Raw genomic sequence first — 21,343 nt, 5'->3', positions numbered from 1 at the left:
TTTATTCCTCCATTAATCTGAATTGACTTTTTAGTTCTAAAGGTTTTGCGTTAGCATTCTTTTTACTAGCTACTACTAAGGAAATAATTACGCTATCGTCTTTTAAAGTAATGGAGGAATTATTAAAATTGAATTCATTTGTACTAATGGATTGTCCATTGACAACAGGTTGATTATTAAGGAACCCAACCGTGCGCGACGTATTATTATCAATTTGATAAATCAGCATATTCTGTTGACCTGTAACAGCTTTAACTTTTGTATTCGTTGCGGTGTAAAGATTATCAATGATTTGGGACATTACAAGGTCAGCTTCATCACGAATGAGCGTTTCTGTATATATTTTCTTTTCGGTTGTGAGCCCATTTAGCAAAACAAAATAGACTACAGTACCGATAATAGTAAAGAGTACTAGGGACAACAGAGATTCGATCAAGGTTAATCCCTTTTCATTGAGATATTTAGTTTGTGCTTTTTGCATTTTTTATGTACCCCTCTACTGTGGAGAGTTTAGGTTTACCGTAATCTACCGAAATGTTCGTGCTAAAAATCCCTATATTCTTTTCATCGGTTGATTGCGAGATTTTAATACTGATTGTATAACTTTTATTATTAATCTGAACGTTGTACAGATCCAAACACGCTTGTGTTTTGCAGATTGTACTTGAGTATGTCCCTGGAGTTAGAATGAATCCAAAACTTTCTGGATTTGTTTGTACTCGCTCCAACGTCATGCGAGCTAGATTGGTAGCAACTAGTTTAGTGTTATTTCCGGCTGATATTTGGTTGGCTTGGTGGAAAAATTGCGTTATACCTATTACAGAAACGGAGAGGATCGTCAGTGAAACTAGAACTTCTATGAGAGAGAATCCTTTTTCTGAAAGCATCATACACATCCTCTGAATTTTTTAGTCAAAAAGAACTAGTAAATACTAAATTTCTTCTTAATTATACAATATTTTTTAGAAAAGTTTGATATTATTGGATGATTTTTAGTAAAATTGTAGTATTATAGGTTTAATTAGCGAATATTGGAATTGAGGAGAAATCATTGATACAAATTATTGTTTTGTTAGTAATCACATTATTTGTAGGTTCGCTGCTATATTTTTATCCGCCTAACGTTTCATTACCATTGAAGATGACGCTACTAGGGTTGGCATTTCTGTTGGCTTTAGGAGGCTTGTTCTTACTTGATAGTCTATCATTCGGATTTGCTCTTACTGCAATTATGTCGATCGCTTTCATTATGTCGTACATAGCAGCAAAAAAAATGAACTTGGTTTCAGTAAGCACAGGACAATCAAATTTAGTCTTTTCTTTTTCGGAAAATGAAAAAGGAATTGAGAATAAGGTGCAAGAGAATCTTATAGAACAAGCTGAACAAGCTGAACAAGCTGCTGCAATAGAAGAGCCGCTAGTGAGCAATGAATTAGATAACGAGATAAAAGTATTTGAAGAAGGTTCATTGATTACTGAAGATTTACAAGCGTTAGACCCTATTGAACTATTAGATTTAGATATAGACGAAATTATAGCAGAAGAAGAAAAAAAGAATATAGATAACGTTTTGCCTGTAGAAGAACTGGAAACAGAAGACATCCTCTCTGAATCTATTGAAGATGAATTCGAATTCTTAAAAGAAACGAGAGAAATATCTGATGAAGAACTTACGAATTTGCCTATAGCTACCGATATAGAAAATGAGGAGATACTTTTACAACGCGCCTCATTATTAGAAGATTTAGGTGAAACGGACACAATAGTAGAGACAGCGGAAAGTATTGAAATTTTATCAATAGAGGAGATCATTGAACCAACCGAAGTACTATCTTATGATAAGAACTTTATTTCTGAGGATAATGAATCATCAACAGAAGCAATGCTTGAGGAAATACTAGTAATAGAGGATACAGAAGAGTTGTTAACTGCGATTGAAGAGACAAACACCGAAGAAGCCCACATCATAGAAGAACCTATCATCGAAGTTGAAATCACACCGGAAGAGCCTATCCAAGTTGAATCTGAAATTGAGACACATTTGAAAGAAGTAGTTGAAAAAGTAGAATTGGTTGAAGAAAATCCTTCATTTGTAAAACAAGATGAGTTTCCATTGTCGGATACAGAAGAATTAGAAGAAGTGGTGGCAGAAATAGAAGAAGTTGAAGCGTCTTATAACGAAACCGTTGAGATCAGTACACCTGATATGAATGTAGAGCTTCAGGATATGTTTCTAAGTACCTTGCACTCATACGAAGAATCAGGTGATCAGAGCTCGTATCAAGAGATGCTTGTCACGTTAGTGAACCAAAAACTATCAGACAAAGACTTCTATCTGTTTTCAAAACTGTTGCTAGATTCTTATGTGACATCTAGTGATTTAAGCGGCGTCAATCGATTAATTGAGACGATGGAAGAAAAGCTAAGCTACTACCCTGTGATTGTAGAAGAGCTTCAAAGATACAAAGAAATAAACAAATAACATAATTATTTTAAACATAAAGGACTGGGTGAGTAATATGAAAAAAAGTAATCAATTTGTTGGACTGCCTATCATCAGTATTGCAGACGGAGCAGAAGTGGGACATGTAAAGTCATTGGTCGTTAATCCAAAAGAAGGTATGGTTGATTTCCTAACGGTTGAACATGCGGACTGGCAGATCAGCGTACGCGCGGTTCCGTTTAAGAAAATTGTAGGTGTTGGAGAGTTTGCAGTAATGATTGAAGACAGCACATCAATCTTTGACTTAACAGAGATTCCAATCGCCAACGAACTTGTACAAAAGAAAATTACTGTGGTAGGAGCTAAGTTGATTGATCGAAAAGGTCAATTGATTGGAGAAGCAACTGAGTTCTTTATTAACGAAGACACAGGAGCAATTCTAGGTCTTGAATTGTCACTGCGTTCAAAGAAAGTAATCCTTTCATCCGAACAGCTTATCACTTATGGACGTGATTTGATCGTTATTAAAGAAGAAGCACAGTTGAACTTTTTAGATAAAGCCGAGTCTTTATTAGGTGGCGCTGTTGAAGTAGAAGAAGAGGTTGCTGTATCTGTTGAAACAAACGAACTGTCTGAGTTCCAAGAAAAGCAATTGAAGTTATTGACTGGACGAACGACTACTAAAGATATCTTTGAAAGAAACGGTGAGCTTTTATTTCCGAACGGAACCACTCTAAATAAAGAGGATGTGCGGAAAGCTCAAGAGAAAGGGCCAGCCGTTCTAGCGGAACTTTCCATGAACGTTGTGGGCTAAAGAGAACGCGATGGCTAAAAGAGAATTCAATCCTAAAAATTTTCTTGTGATCTTTGCATCCCTTAGCCTTGCAGCTCTTTTTCTTTTCTTATTTAGTCACTTAGGGACAAAGGTATACTCTAATATTTTCGAAGAAGAAAAGTATGGTACGGGGGTTGCGGTCGCTTCTATACCTTTAGAAAATCTAGCAAAATCAGAAGCACTTCCATTGGTAAATGAAAAAGTTTCACAGTGGCAGAACGACCATCCCGTGTATTTGGTTTACAACGAGAAAAAAGTTAAATTGCCTAGTGATGTATGGCAGTTTCAGGTTGAAGATAGTCTGAAGAATCTTTCGGCTAATGTTTCACCATTACTAGTTAATGTAAATAAAGAAACGGTTGAACAAACCATACAACAACTTCAAGTTAGTGGACTTACAGAGTTATTGGATGAAGAGATGCTACATGCACACCTGAAAAAGTTAGGTTCTACCTTACAAACAGCTGAACTTAAAGTCCCGATCAACGAATTTCTCACTACGTTCGGACAAGCAGAAGAAGTGGTGAGTGAAAGCACGATTAAACTCCCAGGAGAGCATGTTCTTTTAAAAGATTGGGTAGAGGGTTTAGAAAATTATGAGATGAAACCGGAAGAAGTTTTCTCATTAATAGGAGCACTAGAAGAAGTTGACATGACGGCACAAGATTCGATAGATCTAAACGTGTTGGCTAGTGGCATTTATGGAGCGATACAAAAAACAAACTTCAGCATCATCGAACGTCATACATCAAGAGAGCTGCCTGATTATGCGTCACTAGGATATGAAGCGCTCGTTAAACCTCAAGACATGGATTTAGCATTTAAGAATACAAATGCTTCGTCTTATAAGTTCAACTTTTTGATGGATGGAAACAATTTAAGTGTTTCAATCGTTGGGGTACCACTTCCTTATACATATACCGTTAAAGTGGAAATGCAAATTTTTGAACCAAAAACCATTATTCATTTTAATGACCAGCTGGCATCAATTCTGAGTGCAGTTACTGTAAGTGGTGGTAGTGAAGGGTATCTAGCAACTGTTTATCGTAAATCGTTTGGTTCTGGTGGTGAGGAAGTGGCTTCGGAAAAGCTGGCAGAAGACTTTTATCCTCCGCGACATCGTATAGAGGAGAGAGGCTATCCGGTTGAGGAAGAGGAAACGCCTGAAACAACACCAGAAGAGGGTACACCTGGAACGCCATATCCGTATCCTTATCCGTATTATCCAGACCCAAATAATCCAATGAATCCATATGTACCTGTAATGCCGGGTATTCCCGGGACAGACCCTTCGGATAAACCAACTACATCAAAGCCTGTTCCAGAAAAAGAAACGAATCCTAGTAATCCTGGTAAAGAGAGCGACGGTGATGCGCAATGATCGTTCAAAAAAAACGCCTTGGTGATCTTTTAGTAGAGTCTGGGTTAATCTCTGAAGAAGTTCTGCAGCAAACATTAAAAGAAAAACGTAGCAACCAAAAACTTGGTGATGCTTTCATTGAAAAAGGTCTGCTGACCGAACAGCAGCTTATCGAGGTACTTGAATTTCAACTCGGCATTCCACACTTAAGCTTGTATCGCTATCCTATCGATGAACAAGCAGTAGCGATTGTCCCAAGAGAGTTTGCTAGAAGACATTTTCTTATGCCGGTGAAAAAGGAAGCAGACAAGCTCTTTGTTGCGATGGCAGATCCTATGGATTTTACCGTTATCGATGATTTGCGATTAACAACTGGTTTTCAAATTGAACGTGCGATATCAGCAAAAGACGATATCATACGTGCTCATAACAAGTACTATGATATCGATGATTCTATGGATGAGTTTCTTGATCTTCTGCCACAAGGTGCATCGTTAAGTGACGACAGCCGGATGACCGAGGAAGATTCTCCAATCGTTAAACTCGTGAACCAGATCATACAGCAAGGTGTTCAGCAAAAAGCGAGTGATATCCATTTTGATCCCCATGAGACAAAGCTGGTCGTGCGTTATCGAATTGACGGCATGTTAAAAACAGAAAGAAGTCTACCAAAGCATATGCAGAATATGCTGACGGCTCGTATTAAGATTATGGCGAACTTGAACATAACCGAAAGCCGCCTGCCTCAAGATGGCAGAATTAAGATGACGCTAGATATGTATCCTGTAGATCTTCGTGTATCCACATTGCCGGCTATTTATGGTGAGAAGATTGTTCTGCGTATTCTTGATCTCGGAAGTTCCTTGAATCATCTAGAAAATCTAGGCTTTAACAAACTGAATATGCAACGGTTTACAAATCTAATCAAACAGCCGAACGGAATCATCTTAATTACGGGTCCAACAGGATCAGGTAAATCATCAACTCTGTATGCAGCATTAAACAAAATGAACACAGAAGAAGTGAACCTAGTAACAATTGAGGATCCAGTTGAATATCAACTCGCTGGGATCAACCAAATACAAGTGAATTCTTCGGTAGGTCTAACGTTTGCAAGTGGTTTGCGTTCAATTCTCCGGCAAGATCCTGACATCGTCATGATTGGGGAGATTCGAGATACAGAAACGGCAGAAATTGCAGTTCGTGCGTCTCTAACGGGTCACTTAGTATTAAGCACGCTTCATACGAATGACTCAATCGGTACGATCGCTCGTCTTACTGATATGGGTGTTGAACCGTTTTTAGTTGCCGCATCTCTTTCTGGAGTTATCGCTCAGCGATTGGTTCGAAGAGTGTGCCGTGATTGTAAACAAACGTATAAGGCTACAGAGCGAGAAAAAGAAATTTTTGCTAAACGCGGTATCAAGATTGAAGCCGTTTCTCGTGGAAAAGGCTGCGGCATGTGCAACAGTACGGGTTATAAGGGCAGGATTGCTCTTCATGAAGTTTTAGTTGTGGACGAGCACATTCGTCAGCTCATTATGAACAACAGACCGATTGTAGAACTGCGTGATTATGCGATGAAAAACGGAACGATTTTCTTAATTGATGACGGATTCCTAAAAGTGAAACAAGGCTTAACGACGACTGAAGAAGTCTTGCGTGTAGCCATCAACGAGTAGGTGCTGACATGAAGGAAAAGCTGGAACAATGGCTGAGAGCAGCCTTTCAATTAAAAGCATCAGATGTTCACCTGTCTGTTGGAATGCCTCCTGTTTTTCGCATCAATGGGGGACTAAAACGTTACGGTAGTGAAGCATTGAGACCTGAGGATACGGAACAGATTTCACAACTAGTCATTGATGAAAAGTATTATCCGGACTTTGAAGAAGCGGGGGAAATAGATATCTCGTATGGAATTCAAGGATTGTCACGCTTCAGGGTAAACGCTTATCGTCAGCGGTCTTGTGTGAGTCTTGCTTTTCGAATCATTCCAACTTCTATTCCGAGCATGGAAGATCTGATGCTACCAGAAAGTGTGCGAAAGATGGCGGGAAAACATCAAGGACTCGTGCTCGTTACCGGCCCAACAGGAAGTGGTAAGTCTACGACTCTTGCCTCGATGATCGATTTTATGAACCGGACGATGAGCCGGCACATCATTACGTTAGAGGACCCGATCGAGTACTTGCACAAACATCGAACGTGCGTGATCGACCAGCGTGAAATTGGGTTTGATACGAACAATTTCGCAAACGGTCTTCGCGCAGCACTCCGTCAAGACCCTGATGTGATTCTACTCGGGGAAATGCGGGATCTGGAAACCATTGCGACCGCTATTACGGCAGCGGAAACAGGTCACCTTGTTCTAGGCACACTACATACGACAAACGCATCTTCAACGATCGATCGAATCGTCGATGTGTTTCCACCGGAACAACAAGGACAGATCCGTATTCAGTTAGCCTCCGTATTAGTCGGTGTCATGTCTCAGCGACTTCTTCCAACCAATGATGGTAAAGGAAGAAGAGCCATTACTGAGGTGTTAGTCAATACACCTGCTGTAGCGAATTTGATCCGCAATGAAAAGATTCACCAGTTACATAGTGTGATGCAGACGAGCAAGAACGCTGGTATGCATACGTTTGAGATGTCTGCCAAGGAAGCTCTTGAGCGCAACGAAGTTTCAAGAGAGTTCGTGGAGCCATATCTCCTGGAGAAAGGGGGATGAGATGGCACAATTTAGTTATGTCGGCCGTGACAAGAGCGGGAAAAAACGGACAGGTTCTGTTCTTGGGCTATCCAAGCGTGAAGCGGTACTAAAGCTAAAAGAAAAAGGAATCGCAGTCACAGAGGTACAAGAGATGAAACAAACGCTGTTTAACAAAGAAATTTCGTTAGGCAGTCCAGTGAAATCTCAGCAGTTTGTTATTTTCTTAAGGCAGTTTGCGACTTTGTTGAGAGCGGGTGTATCCGTTGTTGACTCGACAAGTATTATGGCTGCTCAGACAGAAAGTAAAGCGCTGCAAAAAGTATTAGCCGATGTGGAAGAAGAGCTTCGTCAAGGTAACCCTTTGTCTAATGCAATGAGTAGGCACCGAAATGTTTTTCCACCGATGGTCATCAACATGGTGTCTGCAGGAGAAGCAGGTGGTAGTTTGGACGATACTCTCGACCAACTTGCTACTTATTTTGAGAAACAGCATTATACGAAACAAAAGATCATTTCAGCGATGATGTACCCGATGATAGTCGGCGTGGTTGCGGTATTGGTAGTAATCTTCTTACTTGCAAAGGTTGTGCCAACGTTTGCAGCTATGCTTGAGGATGCAGGGGGAGAATTGCCAGCTATTACACGGTTTGTATTAGGAGCAAGTGAATTTGTACAGGGTTTTTGGTGGCTTTTACTCATATTCTTGGTGTTATTCTATTTGGCACTCTTGATTATTCGTAAAAATAAATCAAGCCGATATTACTTTGATTATGTAATTTTGAAAGTTCCTATATTCGGTAAACTACTTCAGAAATCTGCACTTGCGAGGATGACACGAACGCTTAGTTCACTATTTTCGAGCTCTGTTCCTATCTTACAATCCCTATCGATTGTAGAAAAGGTTGTGGAAAATGAGGTCGTTGCTAAAGTAATTCGGGAATCTAGAAGTTCTCTTGAAACAGGACAGCGATTGACAGAACCGATGAAAAATCACTGGATATTCCCGCCACTCGTAACCCAAATGATTTCAATTGGTGAAGAAACTGGATCACTCGATGAAATGCTTGCAAAAGTAGCAGATTTTTATGAGAAAGAAGTAGAAACAGGAACTGATCGTTTAAAAGCATTGATTGAGCCGTTGATGATTGTATTTCTAGCATCTGTGGTTGGCACGATTGTTGTATCCGTAATGGTGCCGATGTTTGAAGTTTATAAAACAATTGGTTAAAAATTTCACATAAAATAAAGGAGAGTTTGAGAAAATGTTAAACAAACTATTAAAAAAGTATGCAAAAAATGAAAAAGGATTGACTCTAATTGAATTGTTAGTTGTAATCGTAATTTTAGGGATTATTGCTGCAATAGCTGTAGTAAGCATAGGGGGTATTGTTGGAAAGACAAAAGACAAAGCTGCTGTTACAGAAGCTGTTCAAATTATCAACGCTGCAAAATTAGCTCAATCTGAAGATAGTAAAAAGACAAGTTGGACTCCTACTGAATTAGAATCGTATGTAAGTAATCTAAAGGATACTACTTGGACTGTAACTTTAACAGGTAAAAAATACGAGATTGCTAATCATGAAGGTGGAAAAGTAGCAAAAGCTACTCCAAGTGCAGAAGCAACTGTTTCTGAGGAAGAATTGACTAAATTCCTAGATAAATAATTTTAACTTAGTGAATGAATATCCTCCCTTAGGGAGGATATTCATTCATCACATTTCTTTTAACAATTTCATCATTGATGAGATTGTTAAAGGAAATGTAAATAGCTACTCATCTAATATGAAGGTGGTTTATATGAGATTCTCACTTAATCTTTTCAACAAAAAAAGAATCAACTTAATACTCCAAGATCATGTCATTCGTTATTTGGATTACCGCTATCCAGAAGACCTTGATATAAAAAGCTCTGGTGAACGCTATCTTCCAGAAGGATTAATTCACGATGGTATCATTACAGATCGAGAAACTCTTTTAACAATTCTAGAAGAGTGTGTAGCGGAGTGGGGAATCAAAGGTCGAGAAGTCCAGTTCTTGATTCCAGACAGCAAGCTCGTTATTCGGAAACATCAGGTTCCCACAAATCAAAAGGATGAAGAAATCAAAGGTTACCTATACATGGAACTAGGTAATACCATCCATCTTCCGTTTGAAGATCCTGTATTTGATTACGTTTTACTTGATACAAACGAGGAGAAACGAGAGATTTTACTTTTTGCCGCTTCGGAAAGAATGGTACACGATTATTCATCACTGCTTACAGACGCTAAGTTAAAACCAGTTGTTGCCGATGCTTCATGTGTCTCTTTATATCGTCTTATTTTTATGAAGGATCTTGTTTCTGAAAAAGATCACACTCTTTGTCTTCAGTTTGATATTCCAGCGGTCCAGCTAAGTATCTTTCATCAGCATAAGCCTTATTTCTTCAACCATCTGAAAATGGGGACTGATTATAAGAACTGGAACTTTAAACAGCATTCTACTGGTGTACAGAGAATTGAATGGCAAGGTGATTCAGGATATATACATGGATTGATAGAAGATAAACTAGTAGAAATAGAGCGCATCGTAAACTATTACAAGTTCACAATTAATCAAGGTGAACAGGGTGTCACGAAAGTCGTGTTGTCTGGTGAGTTGCCAGAGTTGACATACATTCAAGAAAGATTGTCTTCCAAACTGGATGTGCCAGTACTGACGATCAAACCTTCTGACACATTACTGCCTCCACAATTTGATGTAGTACTAGGACTTGGGCTAAAAGAGGTGCAGCTATGTTAGTCGATATTAACCTTTTACCCGTTAAAGAAAGTAAATCATTAAAGACTACCATCCTATTAATAGCTGCAGTGACGTTGTTTTTAGGATCAGCGACATGGTTAGGACTCGACTATTATGTAAGTGCAGGTACTTTACAAGAAAAAGAACGACTATTAGAACAAGAAAGACTTCTCGTGCAAACACAGTTGGAGAAACAGCAACAAGCTGTTCCACAAGTTGAATCAGCACCTTTAGCACAAAAGATTGATTATATTCGTGATAAGAAGATCGCTGCTACCGATTTACTTCAGCATTTGGTTGCCTTGCTTCCAGAACGTGGTTTTTTCATGAAATACGAATATAAAGACAAAAAGACAATTCTCGTTGAGGCGCAGTTTGATACACTAGCTGAAACCTCTAACTATTTATATGAACTGACCAACTCTCCTTATCTAGCTACTGCTACCATTGAAAAGATGGAGACAACTAACTTTGAGGAAATCAATGAGGGTGAGGATATGACAGCCATGAACGATTATCTGCCTCGTTACAGAAGTCTATATAAGATTGAATTTGAGAAAGAGAAAATTCTTGAATTAAAAGGTGAAGAGAATGGCGGAGAATAAAAAGCTTCTTACATATGTGGGACTAGGTGTCATTCTTTTATTGATTATAGGTGGGGTGTATGGATATTTTGGATTTCTGTCACCCCTTCATCAAAGAATTGAAGCTGTAGACATGGAAATGAAACAGCAAGAAATACTGTTAAATAAAGCAAATGATTCTGTTGCTGTGACTACCCAAACAAGTGAAAATACTTATGCTCTACAAGAGGAAGTGCCAGTAAAGCCCCTCGTTGATCAACTAATGCTACAGTTCGAGAAAGCTGAAGTCTTATCAGATAGCCTCATCCTAACGATGGATTTTACAGATGGCGATGTGTTAGAAGAGGAAGAGGTTGTTGCTGAAGAAGAGACAACGGAAAATGAAGCGTCTGAGGGTTCAGCAACCGATGAAACAACTGAAACCGAAAATGAAGCTGAAAATACTGAGAATGCCACCGAAGTAGAAGGTGACATCTCAAACGAAAACGACACGGTAGAACAGAGTGAAACACCAATACCTGCTGTACCTGAAGTTTTACCTAAAGGCGTTAAAAAGATTACCGCAAAAATGTCCGTTGTTTCAAAAGACTATGATGGTATTCGAAACTTCATTAAAACGGTTGAAGAGTTAAAACGTGTAATCGTTGTAGAGGGGATAACTTTTACAGGTATGGATGAGTTAGAACTTGCCTCTGCTGATGCTGTAACGGATCAGCTTAAATACGAGATCACTATTTCAGCATATTATTTACCGGAACTTACGGATTACTTAAAAGACCTTCCCAAAGGAGAGTATCCAGCTCCGAGCGGAAAAGAAGATCCATTAATTAAAAAAGATTAGAATGAAAAAGCCAATCACCCGCAGCTTAGGATGATTGGCTTTGCTTGTTAATCAATATGTTTAATTAGAAACTCTGCATATTCTTTCGCACCTGTATGTGTTAAATGCACACCATCTTTACCAATGTATTCTGGATGTGACTCACTCTTCGTAAACCAATCCACCACTTTAACATTGTTATAATCTGGAGCGACTTTCTTAATCGTTTCATTCACTTCTTGCTGCCAAGGCTTTGGAACACGCGCTGTAATCATATAAATGTCTCGATCACCGATCAACTCGATTAAGTTATGCATTCTTTTTTCAGAAAGTGGTCCGTTCGCTCCAAGCTCAATGACAACAATTTCTCCTAAACTGCCTGAACTTTTCTTCTGTTGAATGATATCTTCTGCTTCTCTAAACTGGCGTCCGATCTTCGCGTCCACTTTCGCATTCGGAAATACTTCCTCTATGTGAGGTGTCACATCAATCATAACTGAATCGCCAATGACTGAGAGTGAGCGTGTATCTTGAACAGGTTGTTGGTCTTCATTTGTTTCTTCTTTCGACGGTGTTTCTACTGAAGGCTTTTCTTCAGACTTTTCTGCCGGTTTTTCGTCTTCTTTAGCACCATCAGGCTTCGGTTCTGGTCTCACCGTATTCTCTGGCGGTGGATCTTCATTGCCGACTTTGTCTTGTATAGCAGAGATTACTTTACCTTTACTTAACGCTACTGAAGTTGTGGTGAAGCCGATTGCAGATACGCACATGAAAAGACCTAAGATACAAGCTGTTAACACAAACTTCCCTATAAACGACCGCTCACGTTTCCATTCTCCACGTTTCACCACTCGATAGAATCTTGATAACGCACCTTTACGAATCGGATTCTCGATGTACTTCCAAGATAGGTTAGCTAGAACTAAGATCAATACAATTTGAAAAGTTGTTCTAAATAAGCTAGGCGCATCAGCTCCCCATTGAGGGCTCGTCAGAACAATCACAGGGAAGTGCCACAGATAGATGCCGTACGAACGAACGCCGACCCAGCGTAACGGTTTAAAGCTCAACCACGTGTTGAGTTTGCTGGATGGGTGAACCATGACGGCTACTACTAATAGAGCTGCAACAGAAATCGCGACCATTCCACCTTGGTAGAGAAAGTCTTGATATTGGTCTGTGCTTCCGAACATGTAAAAGATAAAAGCGAGCGCGGATAGTCCGACAAAGTCTAGCTTCCAACGAATCTCAGGTGGCAGGGTACTAGATAGTTTTCTGCTCGGCCAGATGACAGCAAGACTTGCTCCTAAGAGAAGGGAGAACACCCGTGTATCTGTTCCGTAATAAATACGGCTCGGATCTGCACCTGGTTCGTACAGAAGTGTCATAGCTGCTGCTGAGATAAGTGCACCTGCCAGCATCATAGAAAACAGGGAACCTTCTCGAACTTTCATTTTTAATAGAACGATAATGACCAATGGCCATAGGATGTAAAATTGTTCTTCCACTGCTAAACTCCAAAAGTGAGTGAGTAGGGAAGGGGGACCAAAGCTTTCGAAATACGAAAGATCTTGGAATATATACCACCAGTTGCTTACATAAAGAATCGCTGCAACGGTATCTTCTTCAAGTTTTTCAAGCATGGATGGCTCGAGCAAGGTTACGTATGTTACGACGACGAGAAGCATCGTAAACATGGCTGGCAATAACCTTCGGGCTCGGCGGATCCAGAAGTTTTTAAAGTTAATCGAATTTGTTGTTACATATTCAGTGATTAATAGATCGGTAATTAAATATCCTGATAAAACAAAAAAGACAGTAACCCCTAGCAGACCGCCTGCCGCCCATTCAAAATTCAGATGATAGGCGATAACTGCAAGTACGGCAATGGCCCTTAGTCCATCCAGGCCAGTTATGTATCTGTTTCTGTGTAGAGGTTGTTCCATGGCTTTCGTTTGCTTAACGGTTGAGTTAGGCTGTTGGCTGCGTTTTCGCTGTTGCTTCGATTGTCGGTGTTTCATTACTGCCAGAATCCTCTCGTTTTCAATTTTTCGTATGTTTTTGTATGCATTGCTGTATGTAAATGCCGCAGACATTATTGGTCATTTTTCTACATTTTTTATGTTCCTAAGCAACTATTTTACAATAAATAATTAGAAGATTGAGTAGTTTCATAGAATTGTAATAAAATTTTTTTCTGAACTTCTTTCTTTACTCTTCCTCAACAATTTTTTGAAGAATCCGATATAAATTTTAGAGAAAATAAAAGGGGCGATGAAGGTGGAACTGCAATCGATTAGTTCTCCTGTATTTCAAAAGTCTGATCCTGTGCTTAAAAGCCAAAACCAACCAGAACAAACGACTCAAGCCGAAGCTTCAGTACAGAGTAAACCAGCGAAAGAATCACTAGAAAAAGTGATTGATGCGATGAACGATATGTTAAAGCCAACACACACTTCTTCAAAATTTGTGCTCCACGAAAAGTTGAACGATTATTACGTTCAGGTCGTGGACGAAGTGACACAAGAGGTGATCAAGGAGATTCCAAACAAAAAGTTCCTTGATATGTATGCGGATATGATTGATTTTATGGGTATTTTTGTAGATAAAAAAATTTAGGGACGGTGATGAACCGTGAGTATGAGAATTGGTGGATTAGCCAGCGGAATGGACATCGATACGATTGTTGGCGACTTAATGAAGGCAGAGCGAATCCCACTCGATAAATTAGCGCAAAAGAAAACAACGCTAGAGTGGCAGCGTGATGATTACCGTTCGATGAATAAGCTGCTGACAGATCTTGATCGTTTCGTTCTAGACGGAATTGCACTTCAGGGGACGTTTAATAAGAAGACCGTCACAAGCACGAATCCAAATGCGGTAACTGCTACTGCAGCGGGAAGTGCTTCGAATATTACGTCTAAGATTAAGGTTACAGATCTAGCGTCTGCAAGAAATTGGGTATCTGGTGAGATTAATATAGCGGGTGGAACTAATAAGCCCGGTGTCAAGACAACTTTAGGAGAAATTGATAGTAATAAGTTTTCAAAAACAATTGATTTGAAAATCGCGGTTCAGAAGCCAGGTGGTTCATTAGAGGCTGCAAAAACAATATCAATCGACCCAACAAAAGATACATTAGAGTCTGTTGCTAAGAAATTTTCAGAAGCAGGGCTTGAAATTTCAGCATTTTATGATGAATCTACGGGGAAATTTGCTATATCAAATAACTTAACAGGTAAAGGTTCGAATCTATCCCTTGAAAGTACTGATACAGTAACATTCTTTTCTAATCTTGGTTTTTCAGTTGATGGGAAAAATCTTGGTGCGGCAAACTCTGACAATGGAGAAAATGCTAAATTCGATCTTAATGGAATTACTGGGATAGAGCGCACATCCAACAACTTCACAATCAGCGGAGTTTCCTATTCACTAAAAGCAGAAGGTGAATCTACCATCAGTTCAACCACTGATACGGAAGGTGTAATTACTTCAATCAAAGACTTTGTAAAAAAATACAACGAAACGATTGAAGCGATTAATAAAAAGACTGCTGAAACAAAGTACCGTGATTTTCCTCCTCTAACGGATGCACAGCGCAAAGACTTATCTGAAAAAGAAGCGGAACTGTGGGATGAGAAGGCGAAGAGCGGCATGCTGCGTGGCGATTCTATCCTCTCAAGCGGCTTGAACACAATGCGTTCAGTTCTATATGCTTCCGTTAATACGGGAGACACGAAATATGATCAGCTTTCTGAGATCGGAATCACGACTTCCCGTAACTATCTAGACAAAGGGAAACTGGAGATCGATGACAAGAAACTAAGAGAAGCATTAGCTGCGAATCCTGAAGCGGTTATGAAAATGTTCACTGGAGATAGCACAAATAACGTGGAAGGCATTGCGAAAAAACTGCGTGCCTCCATTGATCAGACTGTCGACAAAATCGAACTAAAAGCAGGAAACGCGCTTCGTACAAATGCTCAGTTTACGCTAGGTAAAGAGTTAACGGATGTAGACAAGCGTATTTCAGCTTTCGAAGATCGTTTGAAGCAGGTAGAAGACCGCTATTGGCGTCAGTTCTCAGCCATGGAGTCAGCGATTCAACGTTCCAACCAACAATCCATGTACTTAATGCAGCAGTTTGGCGGCGGACAGTAATTTTAAACCAAAAAGGAGTGTTACCTTTACATGTCCATACTTAACGCAAACAAGGCGTATCAAAATAACTCAGTCCAAACGGCGTCTCCCGGCGAGTTGACGCTCATGCTCTATAACGGATGTTTAAAATTTATCGGTCTCGCGCGAACGGGGATCGAGCTTAAGAATACAGAACAAAAGAATACGAACCTATTAAAAGCGCAAAAGATCATTCAAGAGTTGATGGTCACGCTGAACATGGACCTTGAAGTATCGAAGTCATTAATGACGATGTACGACTACATCAACCGTCGTCTGATTGAAGCAAACATTCAAAATGACGTGAAGATCTTGGATGAAGTGGAAGACTATGTGCTGGATTTCCGCAATACGTGGAAAGAAGTGATTCAGATCAACCGCCGCATGCAACATGGCGAAACAGGGCGCGTGTGATGCCTGTCGTGAAAATTCTGCTTGAGATCACGAAGAACCTGTATGATCATGTCAGCGCAGGTTTGCCGAAAGAAGAACGCGAATCGTATATCGAGCGGTTAAATGAATTACTTGATCAGCGTCAGGCCACAATCAGCAACTTACCTGCCACCTATTCAGAAGACGAACAGCGGATGGGGCGTTTGATCGTAAAGATGAACGAGACGATTGATCCACTGTTAACGCGGCAGTTTGAAGAGATTAAGCACAATCTTTCAACGATGAAGAAAAAGAAAGAAAAAAACACCCATTACGCGAACCCGTATCAGTCGGTATCGGTGGATGGGATGTATTTTGATAAAAAGAATTAAGGTTGTTAGACCACGAGGAGTCTTCTTCTTGTGGTTATTTTTTGTTGATTTGTAAGCAGTTGACCTCCGCTACAGGTGCTTCGCTTTCCGCGGGGCGTGCGGTGAGCCCTCTTGCTGCTTTGCACCCTAAGAGGTCTCACCTGACCGCTCGTCCCGCAGGAGTCTCGCACCTTACGCTCCAATCAACTTGTCAGGAAGTAAGTGAACAAAATCCACTAAAAACTAATTCTTTCATAAATGTCTCAAAAACCTCTCCGGACTCTCCAAAAAGTTTTTCGTAATTTGCACATGTTCCAGATCTTCGTAAGGAGTTGGAGCGGGTGGCAGGGAATCGAGACTGATAATTTCTGCACCAGGATAGGCCATTAAGATGGGAGAATGAGTCGCGATAATGAACTGTGCGTTCTGTTGCTCCATCTCTTTTAACATCGATATAAAACTTAACTGTTTCATAGGGGATAGCGGAACTTCAGGCTCGTCGAGAATATATAAGCCGTTCGGGCGAAAGCGTGATTGAAAAAAATCTAAAAAACGCTCTCCATGTGACCGAAACTCGAGACCATCATTATAAAGTTCCTGTAGTTCAGCAAGCGTTCGATTGTGTGGAAGGGAAGCAAGGCTTTTGGCATAAGCAGACTTGTCTTTGTACTCCACTTCAATGTTTGCTAATTCTTGTAGCGCGGTCTCTTTCATTTCTGCTGCACGCCTTACAAAGCTAACAAAATCTTCTGCGTTTAGGAAGAATCCTTTTTTTGTTTTCACACTCCACGTCAGCTTTAACTGTTTGGCTAATTTTTTGATGGGGGCGTTCTCTTTTCCTGAACGATTGATCTGAACAGAACCCTTTTGATCTGCGATTGCCTCAAGCAACGTTGATTTTCCTGTTCCATTTTCACCTACTAAGATGGTGACAGGTTTTTGAAAGTGAAGAGACTCTAAGGATTGAAGAAGCGGAAGTTGAAATGGATATCCTTCTTGTTTCGTATCTTTTCTGTATAGAATTGATTTTAGAATCACGAAAAAGCACCTCTTTCTCAAACGGTTCACTTTGTCCATTTTACCATTGAAGTAAGGGATGCTTGTAGATTGGATGCTCTGAAATTTTTGTTTTGTAAGTAGTTGATTTCCGTTCCAGGCTGCTCGCTTTCCGCGGGGCAGGCGGTGAGCCACATTGGGACGTTTCACTTTTAAGTGTCTCACCTGCCGGCCTGTCCCGCAGGAGTCTCGCACCTTCCACTTCAATCAACTTTCGAGGAAGACAAAAATGTGAAAGAAACAATCATTTAGAAAGAGAGTTGTTTAATGAACTTTATCGTGAAACTTTCCTGTATACACGGACTGTGGACGGTAAATCATGTTGTCTTCTGCTTGTTCTAAAATATGAGCGGTCCATCCGACCATTCGACTTGCTGTAAAGGTAGGGGTGAATAAAGCAGGATCTAGTTCGATCGCCTTCATAATCGCTGCAGCGTAGAATTCAACGTTCGTATACAACGCTCTGCCTGGTTTGTATTCCTCGAGGAATGTTATCGCTGTTTTTTCTACTTCCAGCGCGAGATCTAACCATTCATCTTCACCGACCAACTCTAAAAGTTTTGCTTTTAGTGCAACAGCTCGTGGATCGTGTGTTTTATAAACACGGTGACCGAATCCCATTAGCTTCTCACCATTCTCCAACTTTCCTCGTATCACTTGTTCAGCACTTCCAGCTTTTCTAATTTCGTCTAGCAAGTCAATGACCGCTGAAGGTGCTCCGCCGTGAAGAGGTCCTTTCATCGTTCCGATCGCAGATGTTGCGGCTGAAACCATATCCGATTCGGTCGATGCTGTAACCCGAGCTGAAAAAGTGGAAGCGTTCATTCCGTGCTCGAGCGTTAGGATCATGTATGTTTCAAGTGCTAGTGTATGGGCTTTACTCGGTATTTCACCTGTAAGCATATATAGATAGTTTTCAACATGACTTAACTCGGTAGATGGCTCAACAAAAGGCTTACCATTTAAAAGACGTGTCCAATAGCAAATAACGGTCGGAACAAGACTCGTTAACCGAATGGCTTGAGAAACGGTTGGCTTCCATCCGTAACTCGAGACACCTTCAGACGAAATGGCCGTTCGGATTACACTCATCACATCCATGTCTTTAGGCAGGTGATCTAAGATACTTTTTTTATGAAGGGGAAGCTCACGATTTCTTATAAGTTCGTTTTTAAGATTTTGTAATTGTTCATCGTTAGGTAGTTTACCGAACCAAAGAAGGTGTGCCACATCTTCAAACGAAAAACGTGAAGTAAGGTCCCCAATCTCATAACCTCTATAGATTAGCTTGCCCTCTGTTCCATCAATATGGCTAATCGCTGTCTCCGCTGCAACGATTCCTTTAAGTCCTTTTTGCATCATGGTTTTCACTCCTTCCATTATTTAGTATCATTGTATAGAATAAAATTGATTTATGATATTAATTGTTTTTAATTGATTTAATAAGAAAAGTTAATCAGAAGGGATTAAAGAAGAATGGAGTTCTCTTGGCTACAAACATTTATCACTGCGGCAGAATGCGAAAATTTTAGAAAAACGTCTGAAATTCTTCATGTCTCTCAGCCTTCTGTTTCTGTACATATAAAAATGCTGGAATCTGAATTAGGGATGTCACTATTTTTACGAGATGGCAGAAGAGTGAAGCTGACAGCGGAAGGGAGAAGGTACCTGCAGCATGCGAGAAAGCTGATGGAAGTGTATGAAAGTGGACTCGAAGATCTAAACGCGTTTCAACAAGGCTATGATACGAAGCTTTGTATCGGAATCTCACCGCTTATCGCAGATACGATTCTGCCTTCTGTTTTGAAACGATATGTAAAGGCCAATCCCGATGTGGAGATTTCGATAAAAATTATTGATTCAGAAGATATTGAGAGAGCGGTTTTAAACGAGGATGTGGACCTTGGGCTTTCTTGTTTAAGAAGTTCACATGCTGAGATTACGAGTCAGATGCTTTATCAAGACAAGATCGTATTAGTGGCACCGCACGATGGGCTGGATTTCGAAGCAGCGCCGCCCCTGGATGAAAAAGAAGTGCTGCTCTCTAACTATCTGCTGACCCATAACCATCCAGGATATTGGGATGATCTTTGCAGACGGGTGAAATCCCGTTATCCCGGCGTTCGGATGATGAAGGTGTCTCAGATTCACATAACAAAACGTTTTATTGCGGAAGGGCTAGGAATTTCGTTCTTACCTTTATCAACCGTAAGAAGAGAGCTGTTAGAAGGACGATTGCTAGAGGTGGACTGTTATTCAGTGGACATTCCGGATGCTTATACCTATGCGTTAACAAAGTACAATCACGGTAAACAAAAAGAATTTCTGACGTATTTGTCTGGGTATCGGTTTTAGTCATTTATTCTACTTTAAAACGGCTATCTCTTTATCCCATAAACAATACAAACGACGCCTAACATGATCCAGATTAAGCTGCCGAACGACAGTTTCGTTGATAATCCATAGATCCCAAGCGTCATCGTCGAGAAAAAGATGATCGGCCCGATGATGGAAAGCAGGGAATTGATGACGAGTGCTCGTTCTACCGTATTATAGTGCAGCATGAATAGAGCTGCTGTTATCTCAAGGGTACCGGATAAAATACGAATGGCCGCCATAGCTAGTACGACTTTTTCAATCATTTGCAGCAACGTCCATTGCCTCCTTTTAAACAACTGTTTAATGTTCCTACGCTGTATAGTGCATTATATGTGGCCAAGCATGAGATAGAAGTAACAAATCGAGAGTCTCAGGATTAATTGGGTTCATGGAAAACCCGATTTGAATAAACAATCTAATTTACGTATTTTTATTCAATTTTACACACTGAGATTTTTCGACAAAACTTCTCATTTTTCGCTAATCTTAAGCCTTTGACAACTTTTTTGGGTATATGTCATACTATAAAGTGTATAGAAAATCTATACAAAGATTCGCATGATGAAGGGATTGTGAAAGGCATGTTAGGAAAAGTAAAATGGTTTAACGCAGAAAAAGGTTTTGGATTTATTGAGCGCGAAGACGGAGACGATGTGTTCGTACATTTCTCTGCAATCAACACTGACGGATTCAAAAGCCTTGACGAAGGTCAGCAAGTCGAGTTTGATATTGTAGATGGAGCTCGTGGGCCTCAAGCGGCAAACGTAACTAAACTATAATTCAAGGCACTATGACCATACTTTTAATCCCGTCTGTTGACGCAGGCGGGTTTTTATTTCTAGTAAATTTTTCATATAATGAATGATTAGTTTGCATCATTTCGCAATCACTGTTATGATGGTTATAGATTATTTTTGTTCGGCGTAAAAGATTGTATGAGTTTCGACTTTTCTTCTTTAGCAATACTTTGGGCAAGAGTAGCAATATATCGTGTGGTAACGCACTAGGAGGCAACAAACATGGAACAAGGTACAGTAAAATGGTTTAACGCAGAAAAAGGTTTCGGATTTATCGAGCGCGAAAACGGAGACGATGTATTCGTACATTTCTCAGCTATCCAATCTGATGGTTTCAAATCTTTAGACGAAGGTCAAAAAGTAACTTTCGAAGTTGAGCAAGGTGCACGTGGCGCTCAAGCTGCTAACGTTCAAAAAGCATAAGCTTCGTTATACCAAAACAGGTTCTCTTTAGAGCCTGTTTTTTTTGTCGAAAAAAATCACATAAAAAAACCCCACTCAAGGATCGAGTAGGGGGATGGAACAGGTTTTGTAAAAAGTTTAAAGCTTAAAAGGTTAATTACTAGTATACCACATAGTTTGAAACTAAAAGAATGTAAGTGAAATTTATTTTTCCTTAAATCCACATTGGTAAATTTAAGAAATTGATTGAT

General features: G+C 40.0%; 23 protein-coding genes. 17 read left to right on the top strand and 6 right to left on the bottom strand.

Translation table 11 applies throughout. From position 1 onward, the window contains the following. Position 1 precedes the first annotated feature (1 nt). Together ACNJYY_RS18745 and ACNJYY_RS18740 are read right to left on the bottom strand one after the other, a co-directional pair. On the bottom strand, positions 2-481 hold the full coding sequence (locus ACNJYY_RS18745) for a PulJ/GspJ family protein (RefSeq protein ID WP_416729623.1): 480 nt from the start codon (positions 479-481) through the stop codon (positions 2-4). Beyond that, entirely contained in the window at positions 462-890 is a 429-nt protein-coding gene (locus tag ACNJYY_RS18740; RefSeq protein WP_416729622.1) for a type IV pilus modification PilV family protein, read from the bottom strand. Before ACNJYY_RS18740 ends, ACNJYY_RS18745 begins: the two co-directional genes overlap by 20 nt. Positions 891-1,051: 161 nt before the next feature. Here ACNJYY_RS18740 and ACNJYY_RS18735 point away from each other — a divergent pair, with 161 nt between their 5' ends. From ACNJYY_RS18735 to ACNJYY_RS18690, 10 genes are all read left to right on the top strand, one after another. Then, complete coding sequence (locus ACNJYY_RS18735; protein WP_416729621.1) at positions 1,052-2,482, top strand: hypothetical protein; 1,431 nt, start codon at positions 1,052-1,054, stop codon at positions 2,480-2,482. 37 nt (positions 2,483-2,519) lie between these two features. After that, positions 2,520-3,257 (top strand): PRC-barrel domain-containing protein, encoded by a 738-nt coding sequence (locus ACNJYY_RS18730; RefSeq protein WP_066397975.1) that lies wholly within the window; start codon positions 2,520-2,522, stop codon positions 3,255-3,257. Between the two features lie 10 nt (positions 3,258-3,267). Further along, the gene (locus ACNJYY_RS18725; protein ID WP_416729620.1) at positions 3,268-4,659 is read left to right on the top strand and encodes a VanW family protein; all 1,392 of its coding nucleotides are present in this window, start codon (positions 3,268-3,270) and stop codon (positions 4,657-4,659) included. Further along, positions 4,656-6,320, top strand: a complete 1,665-nt coding sequence (locus ACNJYY_RS18720) for a GspE/PulE family protein (protein WP_416729619.1) — start codon at positions 4,656-4,658, stop codon at positions 6,318-6,320. The genes ACNJYY_RS18725 and ACNJYY_RS18720 overlap by 4 nt, the downstream gene beginning before the upstream one ends. 8 nt (positions 6,321-6,328) lie before the next feature. Further along, positions 6,329-7,369 (top strand): type IV pilus twitching motility protein PilT, encoded by a 1,041-nt coding sequence (locus ACNJYY_RS18715; RefSeq protein WP_416729618.1) that lies wholly within the window; start codon positions 6,329-6,331, stop codon positions 7,367-7,369. A 1-nt stretch (position 7,370) separates the two neighbouring features. Continuing rightward, entirely contained in the window at positions 7,371-8,579 is a 1,209-nt protein-coding gene (locus ACNJYY_RS18710; protein WP_416729617.1) for a type II secretion system F family protein, read from the top strand. 34 nt (positions 8,580-8,613) lie between these two features. After that, a complete protein-coding gene (locus ACNJYY_RS18705; protein WP_416729616.1) occupies positions 8,614-9,015 on the top strand; it encodes a type IV pilin protein in 402 nt (133 codons plus the stop codon). A gap of 133 nt (positions 9,016-9,148) precedes the next feature. Then, complete coding sequence (pilM, locus tag ACNJYY_RS18700; protein WP_416729615.1) at positions 9,149-10,132, top strand: type IV pilus biogenesis protein PilM; 984 nt, start codon at positions 9,149-9,151, stop codon at positions 10,130-10,132. Continuing rightward, positions 10,126-10,737, top strand: a complete 612-nt coding sequence (locus ACNJYY_RS18695; RefSeq protein ID WP_416729614.1) for a PilN domain-containing protein — start codon at positions 10,126-10,128, stop codon at positions 10,735-10,737. Before pilM ends, ACNJYY_RS18695 begins: the two co-directional genes overlap by 7 nt. Further along, entirely contained in the window at positions 10,724-11,557 is an 834-nt protein-coding gene (locus ACNJYY_RS18690) for a hypothetical protein (RefSeq protein ID WP_416729613.1), read from the top strand. Before ACNJYY_RS18695 ends, ACNJYY_RS18690 begins: the two co-directional genes overlap by 14 nt. 47 nt (positions 11,558-11,604) lie before the next feature. Here the strand turns inward: ACNJYY_RS18690 and ACNJYY_RS18685 are convergent, their stop codons facing one another. After that, positions 11,605-13,557, bottom strand: coding sequence for an acyltransferase family protein (locus ACNJYY_RS18685; RefSeq protein WP_416729612.1), 1,953 nt, complete (start codon positions 13,555-13,557; stop codon positions 11,605-11,607). A gap of 259 nt (positions 13,558-13,816) precedes the next feature. On the opposite strand from ACNJYY_RS18685, the gene flaG reads away from it, so the two are divergent. From flaG to ACNJYY_RS18665, 4 genes are read left to right on the top strand one after another with little or no spacing between them, the layout of a single operon-like run. After that, positions 13,817-14,155 (top strand): flagellar protein FlaG, encoded by a 339-nt coding sequence (flaG, locus tag ACNJYY_RS18680; RefSeq protein WP_416729611.1) that lies wholly within the window; start codon positions 13,817-13,819, stop codon positions 14,153-14,155. A gap of 21 nt (positions 14,156-14,176) precedes the next feature. Next, positions 14,177-15,697, top strand: a complete 1,521-nt coding sequence (locus ACNJYY_RS18675) for a flagellar hook-associated protein 2 (RefSeq protein ID WP_416731908.1) — start codon at positions 14,177-14,179, stop codon at positions 15,695-15,697. Between the two features lie 30 nt (positions 15,698-15,727). Continuing rightward, the gene (gene fliS / locus ACNJYY_RS18670) at positions 15,728-16,129 is read left to right on the top strand and encodes a flagellar export chaperone FliS (protein WP_066397945.1); all 402 of its coding nucleotides are present in this window, start codon (positions 15,728-15,730) and stop codon (positions 16,127-16,129) included. Beyond that, entirely contained in the window at positions 16,129-16,479 is a 351-nt protein-coding gene (locus tag ACNJYY_RS18665) for a flagellar protein FliT (RefSeq protein ID WP_416729610.1), read from the top strand. The genes fliS and ACNJYY_RS18665 overlap by 1 nt, the downstream gene beginning before the upstream one ends. Positions 16,480-16,710: 231 nt before the next feature. Here the strand turns inward: ACNJYY_RS18665 and ACNJYY_RS18660 are convergent, their stop codons facing one another. Together ACNJYY_RS18660 and ACNJYY_RS18655 are read right to left on the bottom strand one after the other, a co-directional pair. Further along, the gene (locus ACNJYY_RS18660) at positions 16,711-17,664 is read right to left on the bottom strand and encodes an AAA family ATPase (protein WP_416729609.1); all 954 of its coding nucleotides are present in this window, start codon (positions 17,662-17,664) and stop codon (positions 16,711-16,713) included. A gap of 114 nt (positions 17,665-17,778) precedes the next feature. After that, positions 17,779-18,876 carry a citrate synthase/methylcitrate synthase gene (locus ACNJYY_RS18655; protein ID WP_416729608.1) on the bottom strand — a complete coding sequence of 366 codons (1,098 nt, stop codon included), beginning with the start codon at positions 18,874-18,876 and terminating at the stop codon, positions 17,779-17,781. 114 nt (positions 18,877-18,990) lie between these two features. On the opposite strand from ACNJYY_RS18655, the gene ACNJYY_RS18650 reads away from it, so the two are divergent. Continuing rightward, entirely contained in the window at positions 18,991-19,869 is an 879-nt protein-coding gene (locus ACNJYY_RS18650; protein ID WP_416729607.1) for a LysR family transcriptional regulator, read from the top strand. Positions 19,870-19,892: 23 nt separating this feature from the next. On the opposite strand, the gene ACNJYY_RS18645 is transcribed toward ACNJYY_RS18650, so the two are convergent. Continuing rightward, the gene (locus ACNJYY_RS18645; protein WP_171005664.1) at positions 19,893-20,156 is read right to left on the bottom strand and encodes a YqhV family protein; all 264 of its coding nucleotides are present in this window, start codon (positions 20,154-20,156) and stop codon (positions 19,893-19,895) included. A gap of 318 nt (positions 20,157-20,474) precedes the next feature. On the opposite strand from ACNJYY_RS18645, the gene ACNJYY_RS18640 reads away from it, so the two are divergent. Together ACNJYY_RS18640 and cspC are read left to right on the top strand one after the other, a co-directional pair. Further along, positions 20,475-20,672 carry a cold shock domain-containing protein gene (locus ACNJYY_RS18640; protein WP_066245425.1) on the top strand — a complete coding sequence of 66 codons (198 nt, stop codon included), beginning with the start codon at positions 20,475-20,477 and terminating at the stop codon, positions 20,670-20,672. 240 nt (positions 20,673-20,912) lie between these two features. After that, positions 20,913-21,113 (top strand): cold shock protein CspC, encoded by a 201-nt coding sequence (gene cspC, locus ACNJYY_RS18635; RefSeq protein WP_066397937.1) that lies wholly within the window; start codon positions 20,913-20,915, stop codon positions 21,111-21,113. Positions 21,114-21,343: the final 230 nt, after the last annotated feature.

Source organism: Fictibacillus tiangongensis (genome assembly GCF_048083785.1).
Taxonomy (GTDB): domain Bacteria; phylum Bacillota; class Bacilli; order Bacillales; family Fictibacillaceae; genus Fictibacillus.
Note: the sequence above shows the minus strand (reverse complement) of the source record. Positions and strands in the feature narration are given on the sequence as shown.

Excerpts from the sequence above, each read along its gene's own strand:
- ACNJYY_RS18745 (WP_416729623.1), bottom strand. The coding sequence starts at position 481 with ATGCAAAAAGCACAAACTAAATATCTCAATGAAAAGGGATTAACCTTG.
- ACNJYY_RS18740 (WP_416729622.1), bottom strand. The coding sequence starts at position 890 with ATGATGCTTTCAGAAAAAGGATTCTCTCTCATAGAAGTTCTAGTTTCA.
- ACNJYY_RS18730 (WP_066397975.1), top strand. The coding sequence starts at position 2,520 with ATGAAAAAAAGTAATCAATTTGTTGGACTGCCTATCATCAGTATTGCA.
- ACNJYY_RS18725 (WP_416729620.1), top strand. The coding sequence starts at position 3,268 with ATGGCTAAAAGAGAATTCAATCCTAAAAATTTTCTTGTGATCTTTGCA.
- ACNJYY_RS18720 (WP_416729619.1), top strand. The coding sequence starts at position 4,656 with ATGATCGTTCAAAAAAAACGCCTTGGTGATCTTTTAGTAGAGTCTGGG.
- ACNJYY_RS18715 (WP_416729618.1), top strand. The coding sequence starts at position 6,329 with ATGAAGGAAAAGCTGGAACAATGGCTGAGAGCAGCCTTTCAATTAAAA.
- ACNJYY_RS18710 (WP_416729617.1), top strand. The coding sequence starts at position 7,371 with ATGGCACAATTTAGTTATGTCGGCCGTGACAAGAGCGGGAAAAAACGG.
- ACNJYY_RS18705 (WP_416729616.1), top strand. The coding sequence starts at position 8,614 with ATGTTAAACAAACTATTAAAAAAGTATGCAAAAAATGAAAAAGGATTG.
- pilM (WP_416729615.1), top strand. The coding sequence starts at position 9,149 with ATGAGATTCTCACTTAATCTTTTCAACAAAAAAAGAATCAACTTAATA.
- ACNJYY_RS18695 (WP_416729614.1), top strand. The coding sequence starts at position 10,126 with ATGTTAGTCGATATTAACCTTTTACCCGTTAAAGAAAGTAAATCATTA.
- ACNJYY_RS18690 (WP_416729613.1), top strand. The coding sequence starts at position 10,724 with ATGGCGGAGAATAAAAAGCTTCTTACATATGTGGGACTAGGTGTCATT.
- ACNJYY_RS18685 (WP_416729612.1), bottom strand. The coding sequence starts at position 13,557 with ATGAAACACCGACAATCGAAGCAACAGCGAAAACGCAGCCAACAGCCT.
- ACNJYY_RS18675 (WP_416731908.1), top strand. The coding sequence starts at position 14,177 with ATGAGAATTGGTGGATTAGCCAGCGGAATGGACATCGATACGATTGTT.
- fliS (WP_066397945.1), top strand. The coding sequence starts at position 15,728 with ATGTCCATACTTAACGCAAACAAGGCGTATCAAAATAACTCAGTCCAA.
- ACNJYY_RS18665 (WP_416729610.1), top strand. The coding sequence starts at position 16,129 with ATGCCTGTCGTGAAAATTCTGCTTGAGATCACGAAGAACCTGTATGAT.
- ACNJYY_RS18655 (WP_416729608.1), bottom strand. The coding sequence starts at position 18,876 with ATGATGCAAAAAGGACTTAAAGGAATCGTTGCAGCGGAGACAGCGATT.
- ACNJYY_RS18650 (WP_416729607.1), top strand. The coding sequence starts at position 18,991 with ATGGAGTTCTCTTGGCTACAAACATTTATCACTGCGGCAGAATGCGAA.
- ACNJYY_RS18645 (WP_171005664.1), bottom strand. The coding sequence starts at position 20,156 with ATGATTGAAAAAGTCGTACTAGCTATGGCGGCCATTCGTATTTTATCC.
- ACNJYY_RS18640 (WP_066245425.1), top strand. The coding sequence starts at position 20,475 with ATGTTAGGAAAAGTAAAATGGTTTAACGCAGAAAAAGGTTTTGGATTT.
- cspC (WP_066397937.1), top strand. The coding sequence starts at position 20,913 with ATGGAACAAGGTACAGTAAAATGGTTTAACGCAGAAAAAGGTTTCGGA.